The sequence below is a fragment of the Mycobacterium sp. SM1 genome, from assembly GCF_018361265.1.
Classification (GTDB): Bacteria; Actinomycetota; Actinomycetes; order Mycobacteriales; family Mycobacteriaceae; genus Mycobacterium.
This window is the reverse complement of the sequence record NZ_JAFLNH010000001.1, coordinates 1,217,037-1,237,319: the sequence shown is the minus strand read 5'-3', so window position 1 is coordinate 1,237,319 and position 20,283 is coordinate 1,217,037. Positions and strand designations below refer to the sequence as shown.

Here is a 20,283-nt window from a genome sequence, read left to right as displayed (position 1 = left end):
CGGCCCGGTTACGGCGCCGGGTCGATCGCCGCGCCGGCGGCGGTGAACGTGCGACACCGCACGGTCAGGCTTGCCGGCGGACAATCCGCTAAGTTCTCACCCGTGGTCCCCATGCCGGCCCTGGAGGGCGTTGAGCACCGGTTTGTAGACCTGGGCAACGGTGTCACGATTCACGTGGCAGACGCCGGTCCCGCGGATGGGCCGGCGGTGATGCTGGTGCACGGCTTCCCGCAGAACTGGTGGCAGTGGCACGGGCTGATCGGGCCGCTGGCCGCCGACGGCTATCGCGTGCTGGCCCCGGATCTGCGTGGCGCGGGCTGGAGTTCGGCGCCGCGTTCGCGTTATCTGAAGAGTGACATGGCCGAGGACCTGGCGGCAGTCGTGGAACGCCTGAGTGTCGGTCCGGTGAAGCTCATTGCCCACGATTGGGGTGGGCCGGTCGCGTTCATCCTGATGTTGCGACACCCGGCGAAAGTGAGCGGGTTCTTTGGGCTGAACACCGCGGCGCCCTGGACGACTCGTGACCTGAGGATGCTGCGGAACCTGTGGCGGTTTTGGTACCAGATTCCCATCGCCCTGCCGCTCATCGGCCCCCGCCTGATCACCCGCCCCGGCGCGCGTTACTCGCGGATGCTGATGTCGTGGGTGGGTGCCGGGTTCACACCGCCCGACGAGGACATCCGAATCTACGCCGCATGCATGCGCGAACCCGGGCACGCGGTGGCCGGGTCGCGCTGGTACCGCAGCTTTCAGGCCACCGAGGCGCTGCGCTGGCTGCGCGGCGAATACGATGATTTCCGGGTTGACGTGCCGGTGCGCTGGTTGCACGGCACCGGCGACCCGGTGATCACCCCGGATCTGCTGCGCGGATATTCCCGGCGGGCAACCGATTTCGAACTCGAGTTGGTTGATGGTGCCGGCCACTGGATTGTCGAACAGCGACCCGATCTGGTGCTGGACCGGGTCCGTTCCTTCCTTCAGGCCTAAGGCAGCGCGGCGGCGGGCGGTTATTCGACGCCGATCGTCACCTCGGTCGATTTGATGAGCACCGTGGCGGGCTGACCGACTTTCAGGCCGAGTTCTACCGCGGCATCCTTGGTGAGCGACGACGTGATGACCTGATCACCGCCGTCGAGCCGCACCTTCACGATGGCCATCACACTGCCGAGGTCAACCTCGGAGATGGTTCCCTTGAGCTGATTTCGAGTCGACAGCCGCATCGCAGTCCTCCAATCGACGGCAACCAAGTCGAGCCTAAGCCATGAGCATGGCCGGTATCGTGGCTCAGCGTCGAGGGCCGAGCAGCGCAAGGCACGCATCGAGCGCCGGCTCGACGATCTCTCGGACGTCTTTGCCGTCTTCCACGGCCAGCGCGGTCAGTTCCCGTAGCCCGCCCAGCAGGATCACCGCCAATGGCGGGCTCAGCGGCGGCAGGCTTGCCCGGCGGAACCCGGGGCTGCCGCTGAGCTCGATCAGCAGGTTCGTCAACAGCCGCAACCCATCGCGCTGCACGGGACGCCCCGCCGAACCGAGTGAGGGCAGGTCACGTATCCAGCTCAAGGTGATAGCCGGACGAGACGCGATGTTTTCGACGTAGGCCTCGACCGCCTGACGGATCTGCTGAGGCCAGTCGGCGTGGGGATCGACCGCGGACCGGATATCCTGGGCCAGCCTCTCGGTTTCGGCGCGCAGCAACTCGAGGAAGCATTGCTCCTTGCCGGCGAACTGGTCGTAGAAGGTGCGCTTCGAGGTGCGGGCATGACGAACGACGTCGGCCACCGTGGTCGCGCGATACCCGCGCTCGCTGATCGACGCGGCCAACCCGTCGAGCAGCCGCCGCCGGAACGGATCGACGTCGATGAGAACGTCGTCGGGCATCGCTGTCACCACCGCGCCCCCTTTGGCGGAGTCGCCACCCGTCCAGCTTGTCAAGCTTGGTACCACAGAGTACCATAGCCGGATAAACCTGTGGTACACCGCGGTACCACGACGTTGTGGAGAGCCGCCTTGACTGACGCAGTCGCCGCCGCGCCGACGTCGCCGGCAACCGAGTTACCGCCGGGAGTCCGGATTCCCAAAGCACTCCTGGGAGCGGCGTTCTCGATTTCGCGACGGCGCACCACGGCGCACCTGGTGCGCCGCTACGGCGATGTTTTCACCGTGGACCTCCCCATCTGGGGCCGCACTGTCGTGGTCGCCGATCCGCAGCTGGCCAGGCAGATCTTCACCACCGGCCCGGAGGATCTCGGCAACATCCAGCCCAACCTGAGCCGGCTGCTCGGGCCGGGTTCGGTGTTCGCGCTCGACGGCGACGACCATCGTCGGCGGCGACGGCTGCTCGCACCGCCGTTTCACGGCAAGAGCGTCAAGAACTTCGAGAGCATCATCGAGGATGAGACCCTGCGCGAGACCGCCGGCTGGCCCGACGGGGAGCAGTTCGCGACCCTGCCGTCGATGATGCGGATCACGCTCAACGCCATCCTGCGCGCGGTGTTCGGAGCCGCTGGCGCCGAACTGGATGAGCTGCGGCGGCTCATCCCGCCGTGGGTCACGCTAGGTTCACGGCTGGCGGCGCTGCCGAAGCCGGCGCGGACCTATGGTCGTTACAGCCCTTGGGGACGGTTGGCGGAGCGGCGGCGCAGGTATGACATCGTCGTCGACAAGCTAATCGAGGGCGAGCGCGCGGACCCGCATTTCGAAGAGCGCACCGACATCCTGGCGCTGATGCTGCGCAGCACTTACGAGGATGGCTCAGCCATGTCGCGCCAGGATATCGGTGACGAGTTGCTGACACTGCTAGCGGCGGGGCACGAAACGACCGCGGCGACCTTGGCCTGGGCGTTCGAGCGGCTGAGCCGGCACCCTGATGTGCTCGCAGCGCTGGCCGCGGAGGCCGCCACCGATGCCAACGAACTGCGTCAGGCGGCAATCCTCGAAGTCCAGCGGGCAAGAACGGTCATCGACTTCGCCGGGCGCCGTGTCGTCGCCCCCGGGTACCGGCTTGGTGAATGGGTGATTCCCGGGGGCTATTCGATCGTCGTCAACATCTCCCAGATACACGCCAACGCCGACGTGTTCGCCGGCCCCGAGCGATTCGACCCGGGGCGCTACCTCGGCGCCAAGTTGCCTACCTTTGCGTGGATCCCCTTCGGCGGCGGCACCCGTCGCTGCGTGGGAGCCGCATTCGCCACCATGGAGATGGACGTGGTATTGCGAACCGTGTTGCGGCACTTCACTATTGAAACGACTACCGCACCGGGGGAGAAGTGGCATGCCCGTGGTGTTGCCTTCACACCCAAAAATGGCGGACGCATCGCGGTGCATCGGCGCCATCGCTGAGACCCGGGCCCACTTGGCGGGCGCGCATCGAGGCGGCAACCCGGCTTTGCGGGCCGCGGCCCGGGCCGGCCGTGACGGGCGCCGATCAGGTGGGTGTTTTCGCCGGTCGTGGTAGCTCGGCGCGGACCATTAACCACCCCAGCACGACCCCGATGACGAGAAACGTCGGCACGTCACCGGTGAAGTGGGCCCGTTCGGTCGTGTCGACAACCGCCTCAACCGCCATGACGCCGCCGTGCACGAGGCTCGAGACCGCCGTGAACCAGATCAAGCTGCGGTGCGCCAGCGGATTGCGGGCCGCGACTATCAGGAAGACGCCGAGTGTGACGTAAATTCCGAGAAGCATCAGGGGGTAATGCGAATGCCCGTGGCCCCATCGCCAGCCGGAAGGCCGCATCTGACCCTGGGCGTAAATCCCGAAAATAAAAAACAAGCCGATCACCAAAAGCGCGACGCGTAACGGCGCTAGCGCGCGGGCGCCCTTCCTGCCCTCCGACATCGTGTACCACTCCGTAACAGCAGCCTGGCGAGGTGAGCCAGTATACGGCCACCGCGCTCGGTTGTGCAGCGGCGGGCAGTGACGGATGGGCGAGGTTACCGTTCGGCGGCAGTTCGCCGGGGCAGCTTCCAGTGCGGGCGCACGTAATGGCAGGTGTACCCGCCGGGATGACGCTGCAGATAATCCTGGTGCTCGGGCTCGGCTTCCCAAAAGTCCCCGGCGGGGCTGACCTCCGTCACCACCTTGCCGGGCCAGAGCCCCGACGCGTCGACATCGGCGATGGTTTCCAGCGCGATCCGCTTCTGCTCATCGTCAAGGTAGAAGATCGCCGATCGGTAGCTGGTGCCGATGTCGTTTCCCTGCCGGTTCTTCGTGGTGGGGTCATGGATTTGAAAAAAGAATTCCAGCAGCGTGCGGTAGTCGGTGCGCGCGGCGTCATACACGATCTCTATCGCTTCGGCGTGGGTGCCGTGGTTGCGGTAGGTCGCGTTGGGGGTATCACCCCCGGTATAGCCAACCCGGGTCGACACCACGCCGGGCAGCTTGCGGATCAGATCCTGCATGCCCCAAAAGCAGCCGCCGGCAAGAATAGCCCTGCTGTACACCGCCATGTTTCTCCTTTCGGCCATCATAATGGCCAGCGGGGGTGGCTCGCGTACGACTAGGGTCAGCACCCGTGACGACCGAACGGGTGAGCGCCCGCTTGAGTGGGCCCCCGCAGACCGCTCTGGCAACGCTGTACGCCAAGGCCTTAGACGCCGATTCCGCACATCCGGTTCTCGGTGATCGACATGCGAAAGACATCGTCGAGCGTCTCGACTATGACTGGCGCAGAACGGGCATCACGGCTAAGAACTCCCCGTCGGTGACAATGCGCGCAGCGCACTTCGACGCCTGGGCGCGTCAAGCTCTGGCGCGGTATCCGCGGGCAGTGGTGCTGGATCTGGGTTGCGGTCTGGACAGCCGGTTTTTGCGGATACATCCCGCCCCGGGCGTCGACTGGTACGACGTCGACTATCCCGAAGTTGCCGAACTGCGCACGCAGCTGTTGCCGGCACGGGACCATAGCCATGTCGTCGGCGCTTCGGTAACCGATACGGCGTGGCTGTGCGACCTGCCCGCCGACCGGCCGGCGTTGATGATCGGCAACGGCTCACCATGTATTTGACGAAGCGGCAGGGAATTGCTCTGCTGCGACGCGTGGTCGACCGGTTCCCGTGCGGCGAGTTGCAGTTCGACGTGTTCAGCCGGCTGGGCATCGCGTGGCAATGGCTGAACACCCCGGTGCGGCGCTCGGGGTCGACGCTGCACTGGGGTATCGACGGGCCCGGCGAGATCCTTCAGGCGGTGCCAGGTACCCGGCTGCTGGCCTGGGCGCGATGGTTCGAGTCGGACTTCTTCAACCGGCTTCCGTGCCGCTACCGGGCGTTGGGACGGCTCATGTCTCTGGTTCCGGCCCTGGCCAACATGTCCCAGTACCACCGCTACGCATTCGGGCCGGCCTGAGCCGCGCGGGGTGGGAATGCTCACCGCGTATCGGCGTTGCATCTGCAATCCGCGTGCCAGCGTGACGACGGGTAAGGACGGATAAGACGGATAAGGAGGTGTCGCCGATGAGCGATCGCATGATCTTGCAACCCAGCGCCGAGCACCCGATCACCATTGAGCCGACCACAGCGCGGGTCCGGGTGCGCGTCAACGGCGAACTCGTCGCCGACACCACGGCGGCGCTGCGGCTACAGGAGTCCACTTACCCCGCCGTGCACTACATTCCGATGAATGACGTCGCCCAAGAGATGCTGCGGCGCACCGGCACCACGACCTACTGCCCCTTCAAGGGAGAAGCCAGCTACTACAGCGTGACTACCGCGTCGGGCCGCACCGTGGACGATGCGATCTGGACTTACGAGCAGCCCTATCCCGCGGTCGCGGCGATAGCCGGGCATGTCGCCTTCTACCCCGATAAAGCCGAAATCACCCTCAGCGCCGATTAAGTGAACACCTCTTCCACCAGCCGGGTATTGCTGTACTCCCGCAGGGAGTGAATCAAGCCGTCACGGGTTTCAAAGAGGAAGACATACGGGCTGGCGTAGGGCACGCCGTCGGCGGTCACCCCCTCGCTTTGCGCCTCGATGACCACGCTGTCGCCGTCGGTGACACACCGGATCAGATCAAGAGCGGTCTCGACGCGGCGGTTGCGCTGGTCGATCTCCCGGCGCAGGGTCGCCTTGCCGATCGCAGCCCGGGTCACGACGCTCCAGTAGGTGAAGTCGTCGCTGAGCAGCCCGAAGCACTCATCGAGGTCCCCGCCCTGACACAGGCACTGCAGGAAGGTCCACGCCAGTTCGGCCTGCGGGTTGTCAAACGGCGTGGTCATCGGCGCCGCCCCCGCCCATGGCGTCGCGGTGCACCGTCATCGGCGCGGATCACAGTGCCATCCTGTCTTTGCGGGCAGCCGTGGTCAATCATGCGCTGTGTGCCGCCAGGCGCCAGCGCTGTACCGAGCCTATGATGATCGTCGCGATTCGCGCTGCAATCCACGATTAGGGGACGCGAGTGGTGGCGAAGAGAACCCGCCGAGTCACGTTCCCGGGCGTGGTCAGTGTGGGAATCACCCTGGCGCCGCTGCGCCGCGGTCCGCGCGACCCGTGCTTTCAGGTTTCGCCCGATGGCACGATCTGGCGGACCAGCCTGTTGCCCACCGGGCCGGTCACAGCGCGGATCAGCCGTGCGGCAGCCACCGCGGTGGACTGTGTCGCGTGGGGAGAAGGAGCCGAGGAGTTTCTGGACACGCTTCCGGCGCTGCTGGGCGCCGATGACGACGCGTCAGACTTCAAGCCGCGGGACCCAATTGTCGCCGCTGCGCACCGGCGGATGCCGCACCTGCGGCTGGGCCGGACCGGCCGGGTGCTGGAAGCGCTCATCCCGGCGGTCCTTGAACAGCGGGTGCCCGGCGCGGACGCATTCCGGTCGTGGCGCGCGCTGGTGTCCAAGTTCGGCACGCCGGCGCCCGGACCGGCGCCGGCGGGGATGCGGGTGCCGCCGTCCGCCGACGGGTGGCGGCAGATTCCGTCGTGGGAGTTTCACCGGGCCAATGTCGATCCGCGACGGGCCCGCACCGTAATCGCCTGCGCGCGCCGGGCGGCGTCGCTTGAGCGACTGGTGTCGCGCCCGGCGGCGCAGGCGCTGGCGGCGCTGATGTCGGTGCCGGGAGTGGGGTCGTGGACCGCGGCCGAGACCGCTCAACGGGCGTTCGGCGACCCCGACGCGGTGTCGGTGGGTGACTACCACATCCCGAAAATGATCGGCTGGACACTGCTGGGACACCCCGTCGCCGACGCGGTCATGCTCGAGCTGCTGGAGCCGATGCGACCGCACCGGCATCGGGTGATCCGCTTGCTGCAGGCCAGCGGCGTGGCCTACGAGCCACGGCGCGCGCCGCGCCTGGCGGTGCAAGATATCGGCTCACTGTAGGGGCTCACTGTAGGGGTCCCACTTATAGGGTGCAGTCCGGTCAGTGTTGCGCCGCCCGCTGCCGCTCGGCTTCGGCGGCCTCACGGTTGAGGCGCTGCGCCCGGTAGATGGTCACCTTCGTGCGCGACATGAGCAACGACGCGATCCCCACCGCGATGATTGCTCCCGGCACCACCGAGAACGATCCGGTCATTTCCGCGACCATAAGCATGACGGCCAGCGGCGCGTGGGCGACACTGCCGAAGCAGGCCATCATCCCCACCACGACGAATATCCCAGGGGAGTCGGGCACGCCAGGGAGGTGAGATAACTCGCCTAGCCGCCACACCGCGGCCCCCACAAAGGCCCCGATTACCATCCCCGGTCCGAATATCCCACCGGATCCGCCGGTACCGATGGACAGCGATGTGGCGACGATCTTGGCGAATGGGAGGACGACGACAATCCACAACGGAATGCTCAAGAGGGATTCTTTGTTGGTGGCCAGCTGTATCCAGCCGTAGCCGCTGCTGAGGACCTGCGGGATCAGCAGTGCCAATAACCCGACCGCCAGCCCGCCCATCGTGGGCTTGAGCACCGGGCCGCCGGGCAACCGATCGGTCAACGCCTCGGTGCCATAGAAGATGCGGGCGTAAAGCCAGCCGACCCCTGCCGCCACGATGCCAAGCACGACGAACCACAGCAGCGGCCACGCTTCCTCGAATCGGTACTCGGCATCGATGTAGCCGAACATCGGGTCGAAGCCCAAAAACGAGCCGAGCACGGCATATGCTGTGGCCGAGGTGATGAAACCCGGATACAGCGTGCGGTATTCGAAATCTCCCCGGTAAACGATCGACGCGGCCAGCACCGCCCCACCCAGGGGTGCGCCGAAGATGGCCCCGATACCCGCGCCGATGCCCAAGGAGACCAGGACCCGGCCGTCATCATCGGCCAGGTTCAGCCGGCGGGTCAGCAGCGAACCGAAGCCGGCCGAGATCTGGGCCGTGGGCCCCTCACGGCCGCCGGAGCCGCCCGAGCCGATGGTCAGCGCGCTGGCCACGATCTTCACCAGCACAACCCGGGCGCGGATGGCACGCGGGTTGGTGTGCACGGCCTCGATCGCGCTGTCGGTGCCGTGGCCTTTAGCTTCGGGCGCGAACCTGGCCACGATGAACGCCGAAACCAGCGCGCCCGCCGTCGTTACCAAGGGGATCGCCCATGGCCGGCGGTAGCCGGCGGACCCGGGGCTGTTGCCCTCACCGAGCGGCGTGGGGATGTGGTAGCCGGCCAGACCACCGAGCAGCAAGGCGGTGGTGTATTTCAGGGCCAGATAGAAGGCGAGCGCCCCCAGGCCGGCGATGACACCGACCGAGATGCCCAGAACGAGCCACTTGCGCAGGTATTCGGCATCCCGGACGAATGCGCCGAACCGTCCAGCGGCGCTGTCACGGCCGCTGGCTCCCTTATCCGGCATGGTTTCAGACCTTAACCGGGTGAGGGTTGCGGGCGCACGGCGGACCAAGACCATGGCCCAAGACAATCGGCGTGATCAGACCGGCAGAGTCCGACAGCAATTGGTGTGCCCCGGTCATGGCCACGGCCGCATTCACGGCGTTGCTGCGACGCCACGACGGCCAGGCTCGAGGCGCCCGAGGGCTTTCATGCCGGTCGGTATTTTTCGCGACGGCGCGTGACGCCCGTACCGAGCGGTTGGGTCCATGCCCGACAATTACCGGCGACTGCGCGGCCCGTCGTTTGCCGGGGAACTGGCTTCATTGATCTGTGGCACAATTCGGCTGTGCCGCAAACGGCGAGGCGGGGGCCGGGTCGTCCTCCCGCAGCGAAAGCGGCGGAAACGCGAAAACGGATCATTCGCGCTGCTCGCGAGGTGTTCAGCGAACGCGGCTACGACGCCGCGACGTTTCAGGCCATCGCGGTACGCGCCGATCTGACCCGCCCGGCGATCAACCATTACTTTCCCAACAAGCGGGTGCTGTATCGGGAGGTCGTGGAGCAAACCAACGATCTGCTCGTCACCGCGGCCATCGAGCGCGCACAGCGCGAGACCACGCTGCCGGGGCGGTTATCGGCGTTTATCAGCGCTGCGATTCAGGCCGATGCCGAGAATCGATCCGCTGCGGCGTTTCTGGTTACCTCCATGCTGGAATCGCAGCGGCACCCCGACATCAGCGGAGGCGAGCACGAAGCCCTGCGGGCGGTCCGGGCGTTTTTGGCTGGGGCCGTCAACGAGGCGATCGAGCGCGGTGAGCTCGCCATCGACGCCGATGCGTCTTCGGTGGCCGAGACATTGCTGGCCGTGCTATGCGGCGTCGGCTTCTACGCCGGATTCCTAGGGGAGCGTCCGCAGGTGCGGGCCGTCAGCGAAGGGCTGCGTCAATTGCTGGCCGGTGCGCTGAGCCGGGCCGAACCGCAAGGCTGAGGTGAACGCGCCCCCACGATCCGCTCGAACACGGCCGGACCACAGTGACGTCGCCCACACCGTCGTATAGCTTGCCTATGTTATTCGATAGTATGGCTCACGATATGACTGATCTGAATGAAGTGGTTACGACGCGGACCGAAGGGGATAGCTGGGCCATCACCGAGAGTGTCGGCGCCACCGCGTTATCGGTCGCCGCTGCCCGGGCGGTCGAGACGGCGTCGCCGGCTCCGCTGATCCGCGACGAGTTCGCCCGCGTGCTGGTGTCGTCGGCCGGGCCGGCGTGGGCGCGGCTCGCCAGCCCCGACATGGACTGGATCGCCGATGACGAGCACGGGCGTCGAGCCCACCGGGTGAGCTGCGACTACCAGGCCGTGCGCACCCACTTTTTCGACGAGTACTTCGAGGCGGCGGCCCACGACGGCATTCGTCAGGCGGTAATCCTGGCCGCGGGCCTTGACTCCCGGGCCTACCGCCTGAACTGGCCGGCGGGCGCCACGGTTTATGAGATCGACCAGCCTCAGGTGCTGGAGTACAAGGCCGGGATTCTGGAAGCGCATGGGGTCTCCCCCAGGGCGCGGCGCCACGCGGTCGCGGTGGATCTACGCGACGACTGGTCGGCGGCGTTGACCACCGCCGGTTTCGATCACACCCAGCCGACGGCGTGGCTTGCCGAGGGGTTACTGCCGTACCTGCCGGCCGACGCCCAAGACCGGCTTTTCGAGATGGTCACCGCGCTCAGCGCGCCGGGCAGCCGGATCGCCGTCGAGGTGTTCAGCTTCGACGCCCACAACCAGCGCTCCCGGGCGGCGCGCCGAGCGCGGTGGGCACGGATACGAAAGCGGCTGGGTCTGGATGTCAACGTCGAAACGCTGACCTATGGCGACTCGGGCCGCGCGGATGCCGTCCAGTGGCTCGCCGACCACGGCTGGCGGGTGCACGCCGTCGATAGCCGTGACGAGATGGCCCGGCTGGGCCGGCCGATACCCGAAGACCTGCTCGATGAGACCGTGAGCAGCACGCTGGTGCGGGCGTGTTTCGGCGCGGCCGGCTGATCGCGACCGGCATTCGCAGCTAACGCATTCGCAGAAAGCGGGAGCCCATGAGCACGATGCGCACCGATGACGACACCTGGGACATCACCACCAGCGTCGGCAGCACCGCCGTGATGGTGGCCGCCGCCCGAGCCATCGAAACCGACCGACCCAATCCCCTGATCCGCGACCCCTACGCGAAGCTGCTCGTCGCTGGCGCCGGTACCGGCGTGTGGGAGGCGATGCTCGACGACTCGATGGTCGCCAAGATGGAGTCCCTCGACGCGGAAAGCGCGAAGCTCTTCCACCACATGCGCAACTACCAAGCCGTTCGGACACATTTCTTCGACGATTACCTCACCGACGCGGTACGGTCCGGAATTCGGCAGGTAGTGATCCTGGCCTCGGGGCTGGATTCCCGTGCCTACCGGCTGGCTTGGCCGGCTGGCACCACCGTGTTCGAGATCGACCAGCCCAAGGTGCTCGCCTACAAGGCCGAGACACTCGCGGCGCATGGCGTGACGCCGTCCGCCGACCGCCGGGAGGTTCCCGTCGATCTGCGGCAAGACTGGCCGGCCGCGTTGCTGGGCAAGGGTTTTGACCCGGGCGCCGCGACGTCATGGCTTGTCGAAGGGCTGCTGATGTACCTGACCGCCGAGGCGCAGGATCGGCTGCTCGAGCGGATCACCGAACTGAGCGTGCCCGGCAGCCGGATCGCGGTCGAGACCGCGGCCAGCCACTCCGATGAGCGGCGGCGGGAAATGCGGGAGCGGTTCCAGAAAGTGGCCGACGAGCTGGGCATCAAGCAGACCGTGGATATCCAGGACCTGATCTATCACGACGAGAGCCGCGGGCTCGTCGCCGAGTGGCTCGCCAAGCACGGCTGGCGGGCTGCCGCCCGGAATTCGGCGGACGAGATGTGCCGACTGGATCGTTGGATTGACGGTGTGCCGATGGGTGATGACAAGGATGCGTTTGCCGAGTTCGTGACGGGGGAGCGGCAGTAAAGCCAATCCGGCGACGATCCGGGTCGGTCGGACCGATGCGAAGAAGACAAGCGAATTCGCCGAGCCCCCGCGTGGACGCCCGGGCGACGGCGCGTCTCGCGGTCGGCAGTATCGTGACGGCGGAAAAGCCTCGACCGAAAGGCCCCGACCACGGTGGTTGTCGGCGCGGGCCAACACCTGTTACCCAACCGGGTGGTTGGTTAGGATTGGCATTCCGGCGGTCAGAAAGGGGACCCCAATGATGACTGAAGCCACCGCCCAATCCGCTGAGGTGACCGCATCGGCCGGTCCGGACATCCCGAAGACAGTGGCTCACCTGCGGGAAACATTCGCCACCGGACGGACCCGGGCCCGTGAGTGGCGGCGTGCCCAGCTGCGTGCCATCGAGCGGATGATGGCCGAGAACGAGTCCGCGATCGCCACCGCACTCGCGCAGGATCTTGGACGCAAGCCCTTCGAGGCGTGGATGGCCGACATCGCGGGCACCGCGGCCGAGGCGCGGTATGCGGCCAGACACGTAGGCAGGTGGATGCGCCGCAAGTACCGGCTACTCGAGCGCGCGCAACTGCCCGGCCGCGGCTGGGTGGAGTACGAGCCCTACGGGACGGTGCTGGTCATCGGGGCATGGAACTACCCGTTTTTGCTGACGCTGGGTCCGGCTGTCGGGGCAATCGCCGCTGGAAACACCATGGTGCTCAAGCCCTCTGAAATCGCCGCGGCGTCGTCACGATTGATGGCCGAACTGGTGCCGCGCTACCTGGACACCGACGCGATCGCGGTGATCGAGGGTGACGCCGCCGTGAGCCAGCGCTTAATCGCCCAGGGGTTCGATCGGGTGGCGTTCACTGGCGGCACCGAGACCGGTCGCAAAGTCTACGAAGCCGCCGCGCCTTCCCTGACCCCGGTCACCCTCGAGTTGGGTGGCAAGAGCCCGGTGATCGTCGCGGCGGACGCAGACGTGGATGTCGCGGCGAAGCGGATCGCCTGGATCAAACTGCTTAACTCCGGCCAGACGTGCATCGCGCCCGATTATGTGCTGGCCGACGCGAAGATCCGCGATGAGCTCGTGGCCAAGATCGGCGCGGCCATCACCAAGTTCCAGGCCGACGAGCCCGGCGGAATGCGCATTGTCAACCAGCGCCAATTCGATCGGCTGGCCGACTGCCTGGCCAAGACGAAGGGCACGATCGTTCTCGGGGGCGCATCCAACGCCGCCGATCTGCGGATTCAGCCGACCGTGGTCGTCGACCCTGATCCCGGCGAGCCACTGATGACGAACGAGATCTTCGGCCCGATCCTGCCGGTGATCTCCGTCGCATCACTTGATGAGGCAATCCGGTTTGTCAATTCCCGGCCAAAGCCGTTGTCAGCGTACCTGTTCACCAAAACGCGTGCTGTGCGCGAACGGGTGATCAGGGAGGTGCCGGCAGGTGGCATGCTGGTCAATCACCTTGCTTTCCAATACTTCACCTCCAAGTTGCCGTTCGGCGGGGTCGGTCCGTCGGGTATGGGTGCCTACCATGGCCGCTGGGGCTTCGAGGAGTTCAGCCACCGCAAGTCGGTGCTCACCAAGCCGACCCGACCCGATTTGTCGAGCTTTATCTACCCCCCGTATACAGAGAGGGCGCAAAAGTTGGCGCGCCGGTTGTTCTAGTCCGGCCACGAGTGGCAGCCGGACCATGACCCCGGTCGGCGACGAGGAGGGCCGGGCGGCCCGAGGAGGAGTCGGACCGTGACACCCGCAGAAAGGAACCTTATGCCCGGAGTACAGGACCGTGTCATCGTTGTTACCGGAGCCGGTGGAGGATTGGGCCGCGAGTATGCCCTGACTTTGGCGCGCGAAGGCGCGCGCGTCGTGGTCAATGACCTCGGTGGGGCCCGGGACGGCACCGGTGCCGGCTCCGCGATGGCCGACCACGTGGTCAGCGAAATCAAAGCGGCCGGCGGCCGTGCCGTCGCCAATTACGACAGCGTCGCCAGCGAGGAAGGCGCGGCCAATATCATCACGACCGCGCTCGAGGAGTTCGGCGCAGTGCATGGCGTGGTGAGCAACGCCGGTATCTTGCGCGACGGCACCTTCCACAAGATGTCGTTCGAAAACTGGGACGCCGTGCTCAAGGTCCATCTTTACGGCGGCTATAACGTGCTTCGGGCGGCCTGGCCGCACTTCCGCGAGCAGAGCTACGGCCGCGTTGTCGTCGCTACCTCGACCAGCGGGCTGTTCGGGAACTTCGGGCAGACGAACTACGGGGCGGCCAAGATGGGGTTGGTCGGCATGATCAACACCCTGGCGCTGGAAGGCGCCAAATACAACATCCATGCCAACGCGGTCGCGCCGGTGGCCGCGACCCGGATGACGCAGGACATCTTGCCGCCGGAGGTATTGGAGAAGCTCAAGCCCGAGTTCGTCGCACCGGTGGTGGCGTATCTGTGCACCGAGGAATCCAGCGACAACGGATCGGTGTTCATCGTCGGCGGCGGAAAAATACAACGAGTGGCGCTGTTTGAGAACGACGGCGCCAGTTTTAAGAATCCGCCGTCGGTGGACGAGGTGGCTGCGCGGTGGGCGCAGATTACCGACCTGTCCAACGCCAAGCAGGCCAGCTTCTCGCTGCGCTAGGAACGCCTTGACCGGCATCTTGACCGCTTGCGCCGAGGGGATTGGCACCAGCCGGGCGGTGGGGCGGCTGCCGCGTGTTACGGGTTCAGCTGAGCAGGGCACCGCGCACCCGAGTCACGTCGGTCGCGGTGACGCCGGCGGCGCGCAGGTAACCATCCAGCGAACCGTAGGATTGATCGATTGCCTGCCGCGCGGCCGCCAGGTACTCTTCACGCACACCGAGGACCTCCCCGCAGAGGCGGGCTTCGACGAACGTGACCACCTCGGGGGTTAGCCCGGCGTCCGCGCGCTGCGTCACCATCTCCAGAATCCGCGACCGCAGGCAAGGGGCAGCGTCGTTGCTGCGCAAGTAGTCCGCCAGGATCGCGTCACGCTCGACACCGATCGCCTCCAGCACGACCGCGACGATGAAACCGGTGCGGTCCTTGCCCGCAAAGCAGTGCGCCAAGAGCGAACGCCCGGCGGCTAGCAGCGAAATCACTTGTCTTACAGCGTGTTCTGCGCCGTTAGCGGTTGGGAAACGCCGGTACTCCTCGATCATGTAACGAGCCGCGGCCCTCTCCGGCGGTTCATCGTCCCGGTTCTCGGCCAGCAGTTGCCGGAATGCCTGCTCATGCGGCGCTGTGCCATTCGCATCGGCCTGGTCGGCGCCCAGGTCGGGGAACGGCAGCAGGTGGATATCGACACCATCGGGAACCCGGCCCGCTCCCCGCCGGGCGACCTCACGGGGTGAGCGCAGGTCGGCCACGTCGGTGACGCCTAGCCGGGTCAAAGCCGCCCGGCCATCGTCGTGGAGGCGGCTCAGTTCGCTGGAACGGAACAGTCGTCCGGGACGCAGCCCGTCAACGCTTTCTGCGACGTCACGAAAGTTCCACGCCCCCTTCAGTTCCCGAGAAGATGCAGCCATATTAAGTGACCGCCGCAGCCAAAGCGCTTTTCTCCCTGGTGATCTCAGCACGGGCGATGGTTCGCAAATGCACCTCGTCCGGTCCGTCGAAGATCCGCATCGCCCGGTGCCAGCCGTAGAGCCGAGCCAGGGGGGTGTCGTCACTGACGCCGGCCGCGCCATGAACCTGGATGGCTCGGTCGATGACATTGCAGGCTACCTGGGGGGCCACCGCTTTGATCTGCGAGACCAGCAGGTGGGCTGCTTTGTTACCGTGCTGGTCGATGGTCCAGGCCGCCTTCTCACATAGCAACCTGGCCTGGTCTATTTCATTGCGGGACTTGGCAATTGCGTGTTGCACCACACCCTGCTCGGCCAGTGCGCAACCGAACGCCACTCGCTTGCGGGCTCGGTCCACCATCAGCGCCAGCGCGCGTTCAGCGGCGCCCAACGCGCGCATGCAGTGGTGGATTCGGCCCGGCCCCAGCCGGGCCTGAGCGATCGCGAAGCCGGCGCCTTCTTCACCGAGCAGATTGCTGACGGGTACCCGGGCATTGTCGTAGATCACCTCGCAGTGCCCGTGCTGGTCCTGCCAGCCGAACACCGGCGTGGAGCGCACGATCGTCACCCCCGGCGTATCCGTCGGCACCAGGACCATCGACTGCTGGCGATGAGCGGCGGCGTCGGGGTTGGTGCGGCCCATCACGATAAGGATCTTGCAGCGCGGGTCGGCCGCCCCCGAGGTCCACCACTTGTGGCCATTGATGACGTAGTCGCCGCCGTCGCGGGTGATGGTGGTTTCGATGTTGCGAGCATCGCTGCTGGCGACCGCCGGCTCGGTCATCGAGAACGCGCTGCGAATCTCGCCGTCGAGCAGCGGGCGTAGCCATTGGGCGCGCTGCTCCTCGGTGGCGAACATATGCAGGATCTCCATGTTGCCGGTGTCCGGCGCGGCACAGTTGAGCGCTTCCGGGGCGAGCTCCATGCTCCAGCCGGTCTGTTCGGCCAGCGGGGCGTACTCCAGGTTGGTCAATCCCGACTCGGCCGGCAGGAAAAGGTTCCACAGCCCGCGCTCTTTGGCTTTGATTTTCAGTTCTTCGACGATCGGTGGCACGGTGTGGTCGTGTGGCCCGGCTTCTTGCCGGTAGCGGTAGTAGTCGGCTTCGGCCGGAAAGACGTACTTGGTCATAAAGTCGGACAGGCGCTTCTGGTAGTCGGCGGCCTTGGCCGACATCGCAAAGTCCATGCGCGTCACGATAGGCCACTGCGGGTCCGTGGCGATGCGCCGGGTGCGCAGCTTCGCTGCCCGGCGTCAGGGCCACGAACCGGCGGGGTCGTTCGGATCAGCGACTCCGCGAAAGTCACAACCGCTTCTTGTGATTTCCCAGTGCAATGCCCTCTACCGACAACGGCGTGGGCATCGAACTCTTAAAGAGTGAGGGATTGCAGGCGGACGGACTCAGAAGGAGTAGTGCGATGCCTTTATTGTCGGCCGGGCAAACTTATGCATTCACCAATACGGTAAGGGCCGAATCGGTTTTGCCGCCCGAGATCGAAGCCGAGGATCTACGGGCAGCCGAGGCTACCGGTGACCATGGGGCCAGTTCGACCACCCTGGCCACGGTCCCACGGGCCGCATCGTGGAGGAGCGCCGCGACCGTTATCGCCGCGGCGGCCCTGGGACGAACATTCGCGGCTTCACCGTTGGATCTTCATCCACCGCTGCGCTATCCGCCGCGCTTGGACTTTCTTGAGCACTCCCGAATGAGGCGAGAAATGCATCGGCTGTGAGCACCAGATAACTGCGGCAGTTCGGGTGGGCTTATTTTCATTCATTGGCACGTCCAGCCCCGGACGGCCAGCATCAGCAGCATGCGAGACGAAACACCGGCCAGGCTAGGGTTTAGAGCACGAGCTATCGAATACGAAGTCCAAAGGCAGATGCACGCGCGATGACACAGACACAGACGCAGACGACGGTCGGGGTGGTTGCCGAGTCCCGCTCCGACGAGCGGCGGGTGGCACTGGTGCCGAAAGCGGTGGCGTCGCTGGTGAATAGTGGTTTGGCGGTCGTGGTGGAGTCGGGTGCGGGGAAGCGGGCGATGCTTCCCGACGAGTTCTACACGGCAGCCGGCGCCAGCATCGGGGACGCGTGGGCGGCTGACGTCGTTGTCAAGGTCGCGCCGCCGACCCCTGAGGAGGTGGCCAAGCTGCGCCGCGGGCAGGCGCTGATCGGTTTCCTCGCGCCGCGTGTTGCCGGCAACCAGATCGATGCCCTGGCTGCAGCCGGCGTGCAGGCATTCGCCCTGGAAGCGATCCCGCGGATCTCACGGGCGCAGTCGATGGACGCGCTCTCGTCGCAAGCCAATGTGGCCGGGTATAAGGCGGTACTGGTGGCCGCCTCGGAGCTGACCCGTTTCTTTCCCATGCTGACGACGGCGGCCGGCACGGTGAAGCCGGCCACCGTGCTGGTGCTCGGCGTTGGTGTTGCGGGGCTGCAGGCGTTAGCTACCGCGAAACGGCTAGGTGCGCGCACAACCGGCTATGACGTGCGCCCGGAGGTCGCCGAGCAGGTGGAGTCGGTTGGTGCGCATTGGCTGGACCTGGGCATCGCGGCGTCCGGTGAGGGTGGGTACGCCCGCGAGCTGACCGAGCAGGAGCGGGATCGGCAGCAGAAGGCGCTGGAGCAGGCGATCACCGGTTTCGACGTGGTGATCACCACCGCGCTGGTTCCGGGACGGCCGGCGCCGCGGCTGGTGACCGCCGAGGCGGTAAAGGGGATGAAGCCCGGCAGTGTCGTGGTGGATCTTGCCGGGGAGTCCGGGGGCAACTGCGAACTCAGTGAGCCCGGCCGGACCGTGGTCAAACACGACATCACCATCGCCGCGCCGCTGAACTTACCGGCGAGCATGCCGGAACACGCCAGCGAACTCTACAGCAAAAACATCACGGCGCTGCTGGACCTGCTGATCAAAGACGGCAAACTGGCCCCTGACTTCGACGACGAGGTGGTCGCCGCGGCCTGCGTGGCCCGCGCCGGCGACGATGCGGAGCGCGGCGACGGGGAGGAGCGGCGCTGATGATGGCGCCGGCGACGATGCGGAGCGCGGCGACGAAGGGAGAGGCCAGCCATGTATGACGAACTGCTGTCCAACCTGGCGATCCTGGTGCTGTCCGGGTTTGTCGGCTTTGCGGTGATCTCCAAGGTGCCCAACACGTTGCACACCCCGTTGATGTCGGGCACCAATGCCATCCACGGGATCGTGGTACTGGGCGCGTTGCTGCTGCTCGGGCGTATCGAGCACCCGCCGGCGGTGTTGCAAATCGTCTTGTTCGTCGCGTTGGTGTTCGGCACGCTGAACGTGATCGGTGGATTCATCGTCACCGACAGGATGCTGGGGATGTTCAAGGGCAAGAAGCCACACCGTGGCAAATCCGGCGACACGAACCAGGAAGCAGCCCTAGAGGGCGGCGTTCCCGGCCGTGCGGCGGTGACGGGGGGCGCCCGGCGATCGGGCCCGGCTGACACGGACGGACAGGGCCGATGAATTACCTGGTCACGCTCCTCTACATCATTTCGTTCGCGCTGTTTATTTACGGGCTGATGGGCTTGACGGGTCCCAAGACCGCGGTGCGGGGCAATCTGATCGCCGCCGTTGGGATGGGGATCGCGGTGGTGGCCACGCTGATCTTGATCCGGCACACCACCCAATGGGTGTTGATCGTCAGCGGCCTGGTGCTCGGCGTGGTGCTGGGTGTCCCGCCGGCCCGGTTCACCAAGATGACCGCGATGCCCCAGCTGGTGGCCTTCTTCAACGGTGTCGGTGGCGGCACGGTGGCGTTGATCTCGCTATCGGAATTCATTGAAACTACGGGGTTTTCCGCGTTCAAATATGGCGAGTCACCGACCGCGCACATCGTGGTGGCGTCGCTGTTCGCGGCGATCATCGGGTCGGTGTCGTTCTGGGGCTCGTGCATCGCGTTCGGCAAGCTGCAGGAGATCCTGCCCGGTCGGCCCATCGGAGTCGGCGCCGCACAACAGCCGCTCAACGTGCTGCTGCTGGTCGCGGCGGTGATGTGCGCGGTCGTCATCGGCCTGCATGCGCACCCCGGCAGCGGCGGGGTGCCGCTGTGGTGGATGATCGGGCTCTTGGCCGCCGCCGGCGTGCTGGGGCTGATGGTCGTGCTGCCTATCGGGGGCGCGGATATGCCGGTCGTCATCTCCATGCTCAACGCGTTGACCGGGCTCTCGGCGGCGGCGGCGGGGCTGGCGCTGAACAACACCGCGATGATCGTGGCCGGCATGATCGTCGGCGCCTCCGGCTCGATTCTGACCAACCTGATGGCCAAGGCGATGAACCGCTCCATTGTGGCCATCGTCGCCGGTGGTTTCGGTGGCGGGGGAGTCGCCGTCGCCGCCGCCGGCGGCGACAAGCACGTCAAGTCCACGTCCGCCGCGGACGCAGCCATCCAGCTGGCCTACGCCAACCAGGTGATTGTGGTGCCGGGCTACGGGATGGCGGTCGCGCAGGCCCAGCACGCCGTCAAGGACCTGGCCACCATGCTCGAAGCCCGCGGGGTACCGGTCAAATACGCCATCCACCCCGTCGCCGGGCGCATGCCCGGGCACATGAATGTGCTGCTAGCGGAGGCCGAGGTCGACTATGACGCGATGAAGGACATGGACGACATCAACGACGAGTTCGCCCGCACCGACGTCGCGCTGGTCATCGGCGCCAACGACGTCACCAATCCGGCGGCGCGCAACGAGCCCAACTCGCCGATTTACGGCATGCCCATTCTCAACGTGGACAAGGCGAAATCGGTGATCGTGCTCAAGCGTTCGATGAACTCCGGGTTCGCCGGGATCGACAACCCACTGTTCTACGCCGAGGGCACCACCATGCTGTTCGGCGACGCCAAGAAATCAGTGACCGAAGTGGCCGAGGAACTCAAAGCGTTGTAGCCCGGCGAGCGCCCGGGCGGACTCGGGTGGATGCCA

Annotated in this window: 20 protein-coding genes and 2 pseudogenes; 14 read left to right on the top strand and 8 right to left on the bottom strand. The window is 66.2% G+C overall.

Annotation, left to right across the window (positions count from 1 at the left end; translation table 11 throughout):
• Positions 1 to 102: 102 nt before the first annotated feature.
• Positions 103 to 987: an alpha/beta fold hydrolase gene (locus tag MSM1_RS05825; RefSeq protein WP_213440599.1), complete on the top strand. Its 885-nt coding sequence runs from the start codon at positions 103 to 105 to the stop codon at positions 985 to 987.
• 20 nt (positions 988 to 1,007) lie between these two features.
• Here MSM1_RS05825 and MSM1_RS05820 read toward each other — a convergent pair whose 3' ends face one another.
• Both MSM1_RS05820 and MSM1_RS05815 read right to left on the bottom strand, forming a co-directional pair.
• Positions 1,008 to 1,220, bottom strand: a complete 213-nt coding sequence (locus MSM1_RS05820) for a molybdopterin-binding protein (RefSeq protein ID WP_213440598.1) — start codon at positions 1,218 to 1,220, stop codon at positions 1,008 to 1,010.
• Positions 1,221 to 1,284: 64 nt separating this feature from the next.
• Positions 1,285 to 1,878: a TetR/AcrR family transcriptional regulator gene (locus MSM1_RS05815; RefSeq protein ID WP_213441490.1), complete on the bottom strand. Its 594-nt coding sequence runs from the start codon at positions 1,876 to 1,878 to the stop codon at positions 1,285 to 1,287.
• A 129-nt stretch (positions 1,879 to 2,007) separates the two neighbouring features.
• On the opposite strand from MSM1_RS05815, the gene MSM1_RS05810 reads away from it, so the two are divergent.
• Positions 2,008 to 3,339, top strand: coding sequence for a cytochrome P450 (locus tag MSM1_RS05810; protein WP_213440597.1), 1,332 nt, complete (start codon positions 2,008 to 2,010; stop codon positions 3,337 to 3,339).
• A gap of 85 nt (positions 3,340 to 3,424) precedes the next feature.
• On the opposite strand, the gene MSM1_RS05805 is transcribed toward MSM1_RS05810, so the two are convergent.
• On the bottom strand, positions 3,425 to 3,838 hold the full coding sequence (locus tag MSM1_RS05805) for a DUF6632 domain-containing protein (protein WP_213440596.1): 414 nt from the start codon (positions 3,836 to 3,838) through the stop codon (positions 3,425 to 3,427).
• Between the two features lie 95 nt (positions 3,839 to 3,933).
• Positions 3,934 to 4,449 carry a peptide-methionine (S)-S-oxide reductase MsrA gene (gene msrA / locus MSM1_RS05800; protein ID WP_213441488.1) on the bottom strand — a complete coding sequence of 172 codons (516 nt, stop codon included), beginning with the start codon at positions 4,447 to 4,449 and terminating at the stop codon, positions 3,934 to 3,936.
• A gap of 80 nt (positions 4,450 to 4,529) precedes the next feature.
• Here msrA and MSM1_RS05795 point away from each other — a divergent pair.
• Positions 4,530 to 5,344 (top strand): annotated as a pseudogene (locus tag MSM1_RS05795) (class I SAM-dependent methyltransferase).
• A gap of 107 nt (positions 5,345 to 5,451) precedes the next feature.
• Positions 5,452 to 5,832, top strand: a complete 381-nt coding sequence (locus MSM1_RS05790) for a DUF427 domain-containing protein (RefSeq protein ID WP_213440595.1) — start codon at positions 5,452 to 5,454, stop codon at positions 5,830 to 5,832.
• Here the strand turns inward: MSM1_RS05790 and MSM1_RS05785 are convergent.
• Positions 5,829 to 6,215: a nuclear transport factor 2 family protein gene (locus MSM1_RS05785; protein ID WP_213440594.1), complete on the bottom strand. Its 387-nt coding sequence runs from the start codon at positions 6,213 to 6,215 to the stop codon at positions 5,829 to 5,831. The two genes, MSM1_RS05790 and MSM1_RS05785, sit on opposite strands and share 4 nt — an antisense overlap.
• Before the next feature lie 179 nt (positions 6,216 to 6,394).
• Between MSM1_RS05785 and MSM1_RS05780 the strand changes: the two genes are divergently transcribed.
• Positions 6,395 to 7,312, top strand: a complete 918-nt coding sequence (locus MSM1_RS05780) for a DNA-3-methyladenine glycosylase 2 family protein (RefSeq protein ID WP_307857291.1) — start codon at positions 6,395 to 6,397, stop codon at positions 7,310 to 7,312.
• Between the two features lie 40 nt (positions 7,313 to 7,352).
• Here MSM1_RS05780 and MSM1_RS05775 read toward each other — a convergent pair whose 3' ends face one another.
• Positions 7,353 to 8,768, bottom strand: a complete 1,416-nt coding sequence (locus MSM1_RS05775; RefSeq protein WP_213440593.1) for a chloride channel protein — start codon at positions 8,766 to 8,768, stop codon at positions 7,353 to 7,355.
• A 324-nt stretch (positions 8,769 to 9,092) separates the two neighbouring features.
• Between MSM1_RS05775 and MSM1_RS05770 the strand changes: the two genes are divergently transcribed.
• The 5 genes from MSM1_RS05770 (at position 9,093) to MSM1_RS05750 (ending at position 14,395) form a co-directional block, all read left to right on the top strand.
• Positions 9,093 to 9,734, top strand: a complete 642-nt coding sequence (locus tag MSM1_RS05770; protein WP_213440592.1) for a TetR/AcrR family transcriptional regulator — start codon at positions 9,093 to 9,095, stop codon at positions 9,732 to 9,734.
• 104 nt (positions 9,735 to 9,838) lie between these two features.
• Entirely contained in the window at positions 9,839 to 10,789 is a 951-nt protein-coding gene (locus tag MSM1_RS05765; protein WP_213440591.1) for a class I SAM-dependent methyltransferase, read from the top strand.
• Positions 10,790 to 10,836: 47 nt separating this feature from the next.
• Positions 10,837 to 11,775, top strand: coding sequence for a class I SAM-dependent methyltransferase (locus MSM1_RS05760; protein ID WP_213440590.1), 939 nt, complete (start codon positions 10,837 to 10,839; stop codon positions 11,773 to 11,775).
• A 238-nt stretch (positions 11,776 to 12,013) separates the two neighbouring features.
• Positions 12,014 to 13,429 carry an aldehyde dehydrogenase family protein gene (locus tag MSM1_RS05755; protein ID WP_213440589.1) on the top strand — a complete coding sequence of 472 codons (1,416 nt, stop codon included), beginning with the start codon at positions 12,014 to 12,016 and terminating at the stop codon, positions 13,427 to 13,429.
• A gap of 102 nt (positions 13,430 to 13,531) precedes the next feature.
• Positions 13,532 to 14,395 carry an SDR family oxidoreductase gene (locus MSM1_RS05750; RefSeq protein WP_213440588.1) on the top strand — a complete coding sequence of 288 codons (864 nt, stop codon included), beginning with the start codon at positions 13,532 to 13,534 and terminating at the stop codon, positions 14,393 to 14,395.
• Positions 14,396 to 14,480: 85 nt separating this feature from the next.
• Here MSM1_RS05750 and MSM1_RS05745 read toward each other — a convergent pair whose 3' ends face one another.
• Positions 14,481 to 15,302, bottom strand: a complete 822-nt coding sequence (locus MSM1_RS05745) for a tyrosine-protein phosphatase (protein ID WP_213440587.1) — start codon at positions 15,300 to 15,302, stop codon at positions 14,481 to 14,483.
• A 1-nt stretch (position 15,303) separates the two neighbouring features.
• Positions 15,304 to 16,515, bottom strand: a complete 1,212-nt coding sequence (locus MSM1_RS05740) for an acyl-CoA dehydrogenase family protein (protein ID WP_213441484.1) — start codon at positions 16,513 to 16,515, stop codon at positions 15,304 to 15,306.
• Positions 16,516 to 16,694: 179 nt separating this feature from the next.
• On the opposite strand from MSM1_RS05740, the gene MSM1_RS05735 reads away from it, so the two are divergent.
• The 4 genes and pseudogenes from MSM1_RS05735 to MSM1_RS05720 all read left to right on the top strand — a co-directional run bounded on the left by MSM1_RS05735 (position 16,695) and on the right by MSM1_RS05720 (position 20,247).
• The gene (locus MSM1_RS05735; RefSeq protein ID WP_213440586.1) at positions 16,695 to 17,072 is read left to right on the top strand and encodes a hypothetical protein; all 378 of its coding nucleotides are present in this window, start codon (positions 16,695 to 16,697) and stop codon (positions 17,070 to 17,072) included.
• Between the two features lie 161 nt (positions 17,073 to 17,233).
• Positions 17,234 to 18,361, top strand: a complete 1,128-nt coding sequence (locus MSM1_RS05730) for a Re/Si-specific NAD(P)(+) transhydrogenase subunit alpha (protein ID WP_213440585.1) — start codon at positions 17,234 to 17,236, stop codon at positions 18,359 to 18,361.
• 51 nt (positions 18,362 to 18,412) lie between these two features.
• Positions 18,413 to 18,703: pseudogene (locus MSM1_RS05725) on the top strand (NAD(P) transhydrogenase subunit alpha); the annotation flags it as partial.
• A 122-nt stretch (positions 18,704 to 18,825) separates the two neighbouring features.
• Positions 18,826 to 20,247, top strand: a complete 1,422-nt coding sequence (locus MSM1_RS05720; protein ID WP_213440584.1) for an NAD(P)(+) transhydrogenase (Re/Si-specific) subunit beta — start codon at positions 18,826 to 18,828, stop codon at positions 20,245 to 20,247.
• The last annotated feature ends 36 nt before the right edge of the window (positions 20,248 to 20,283 follow it).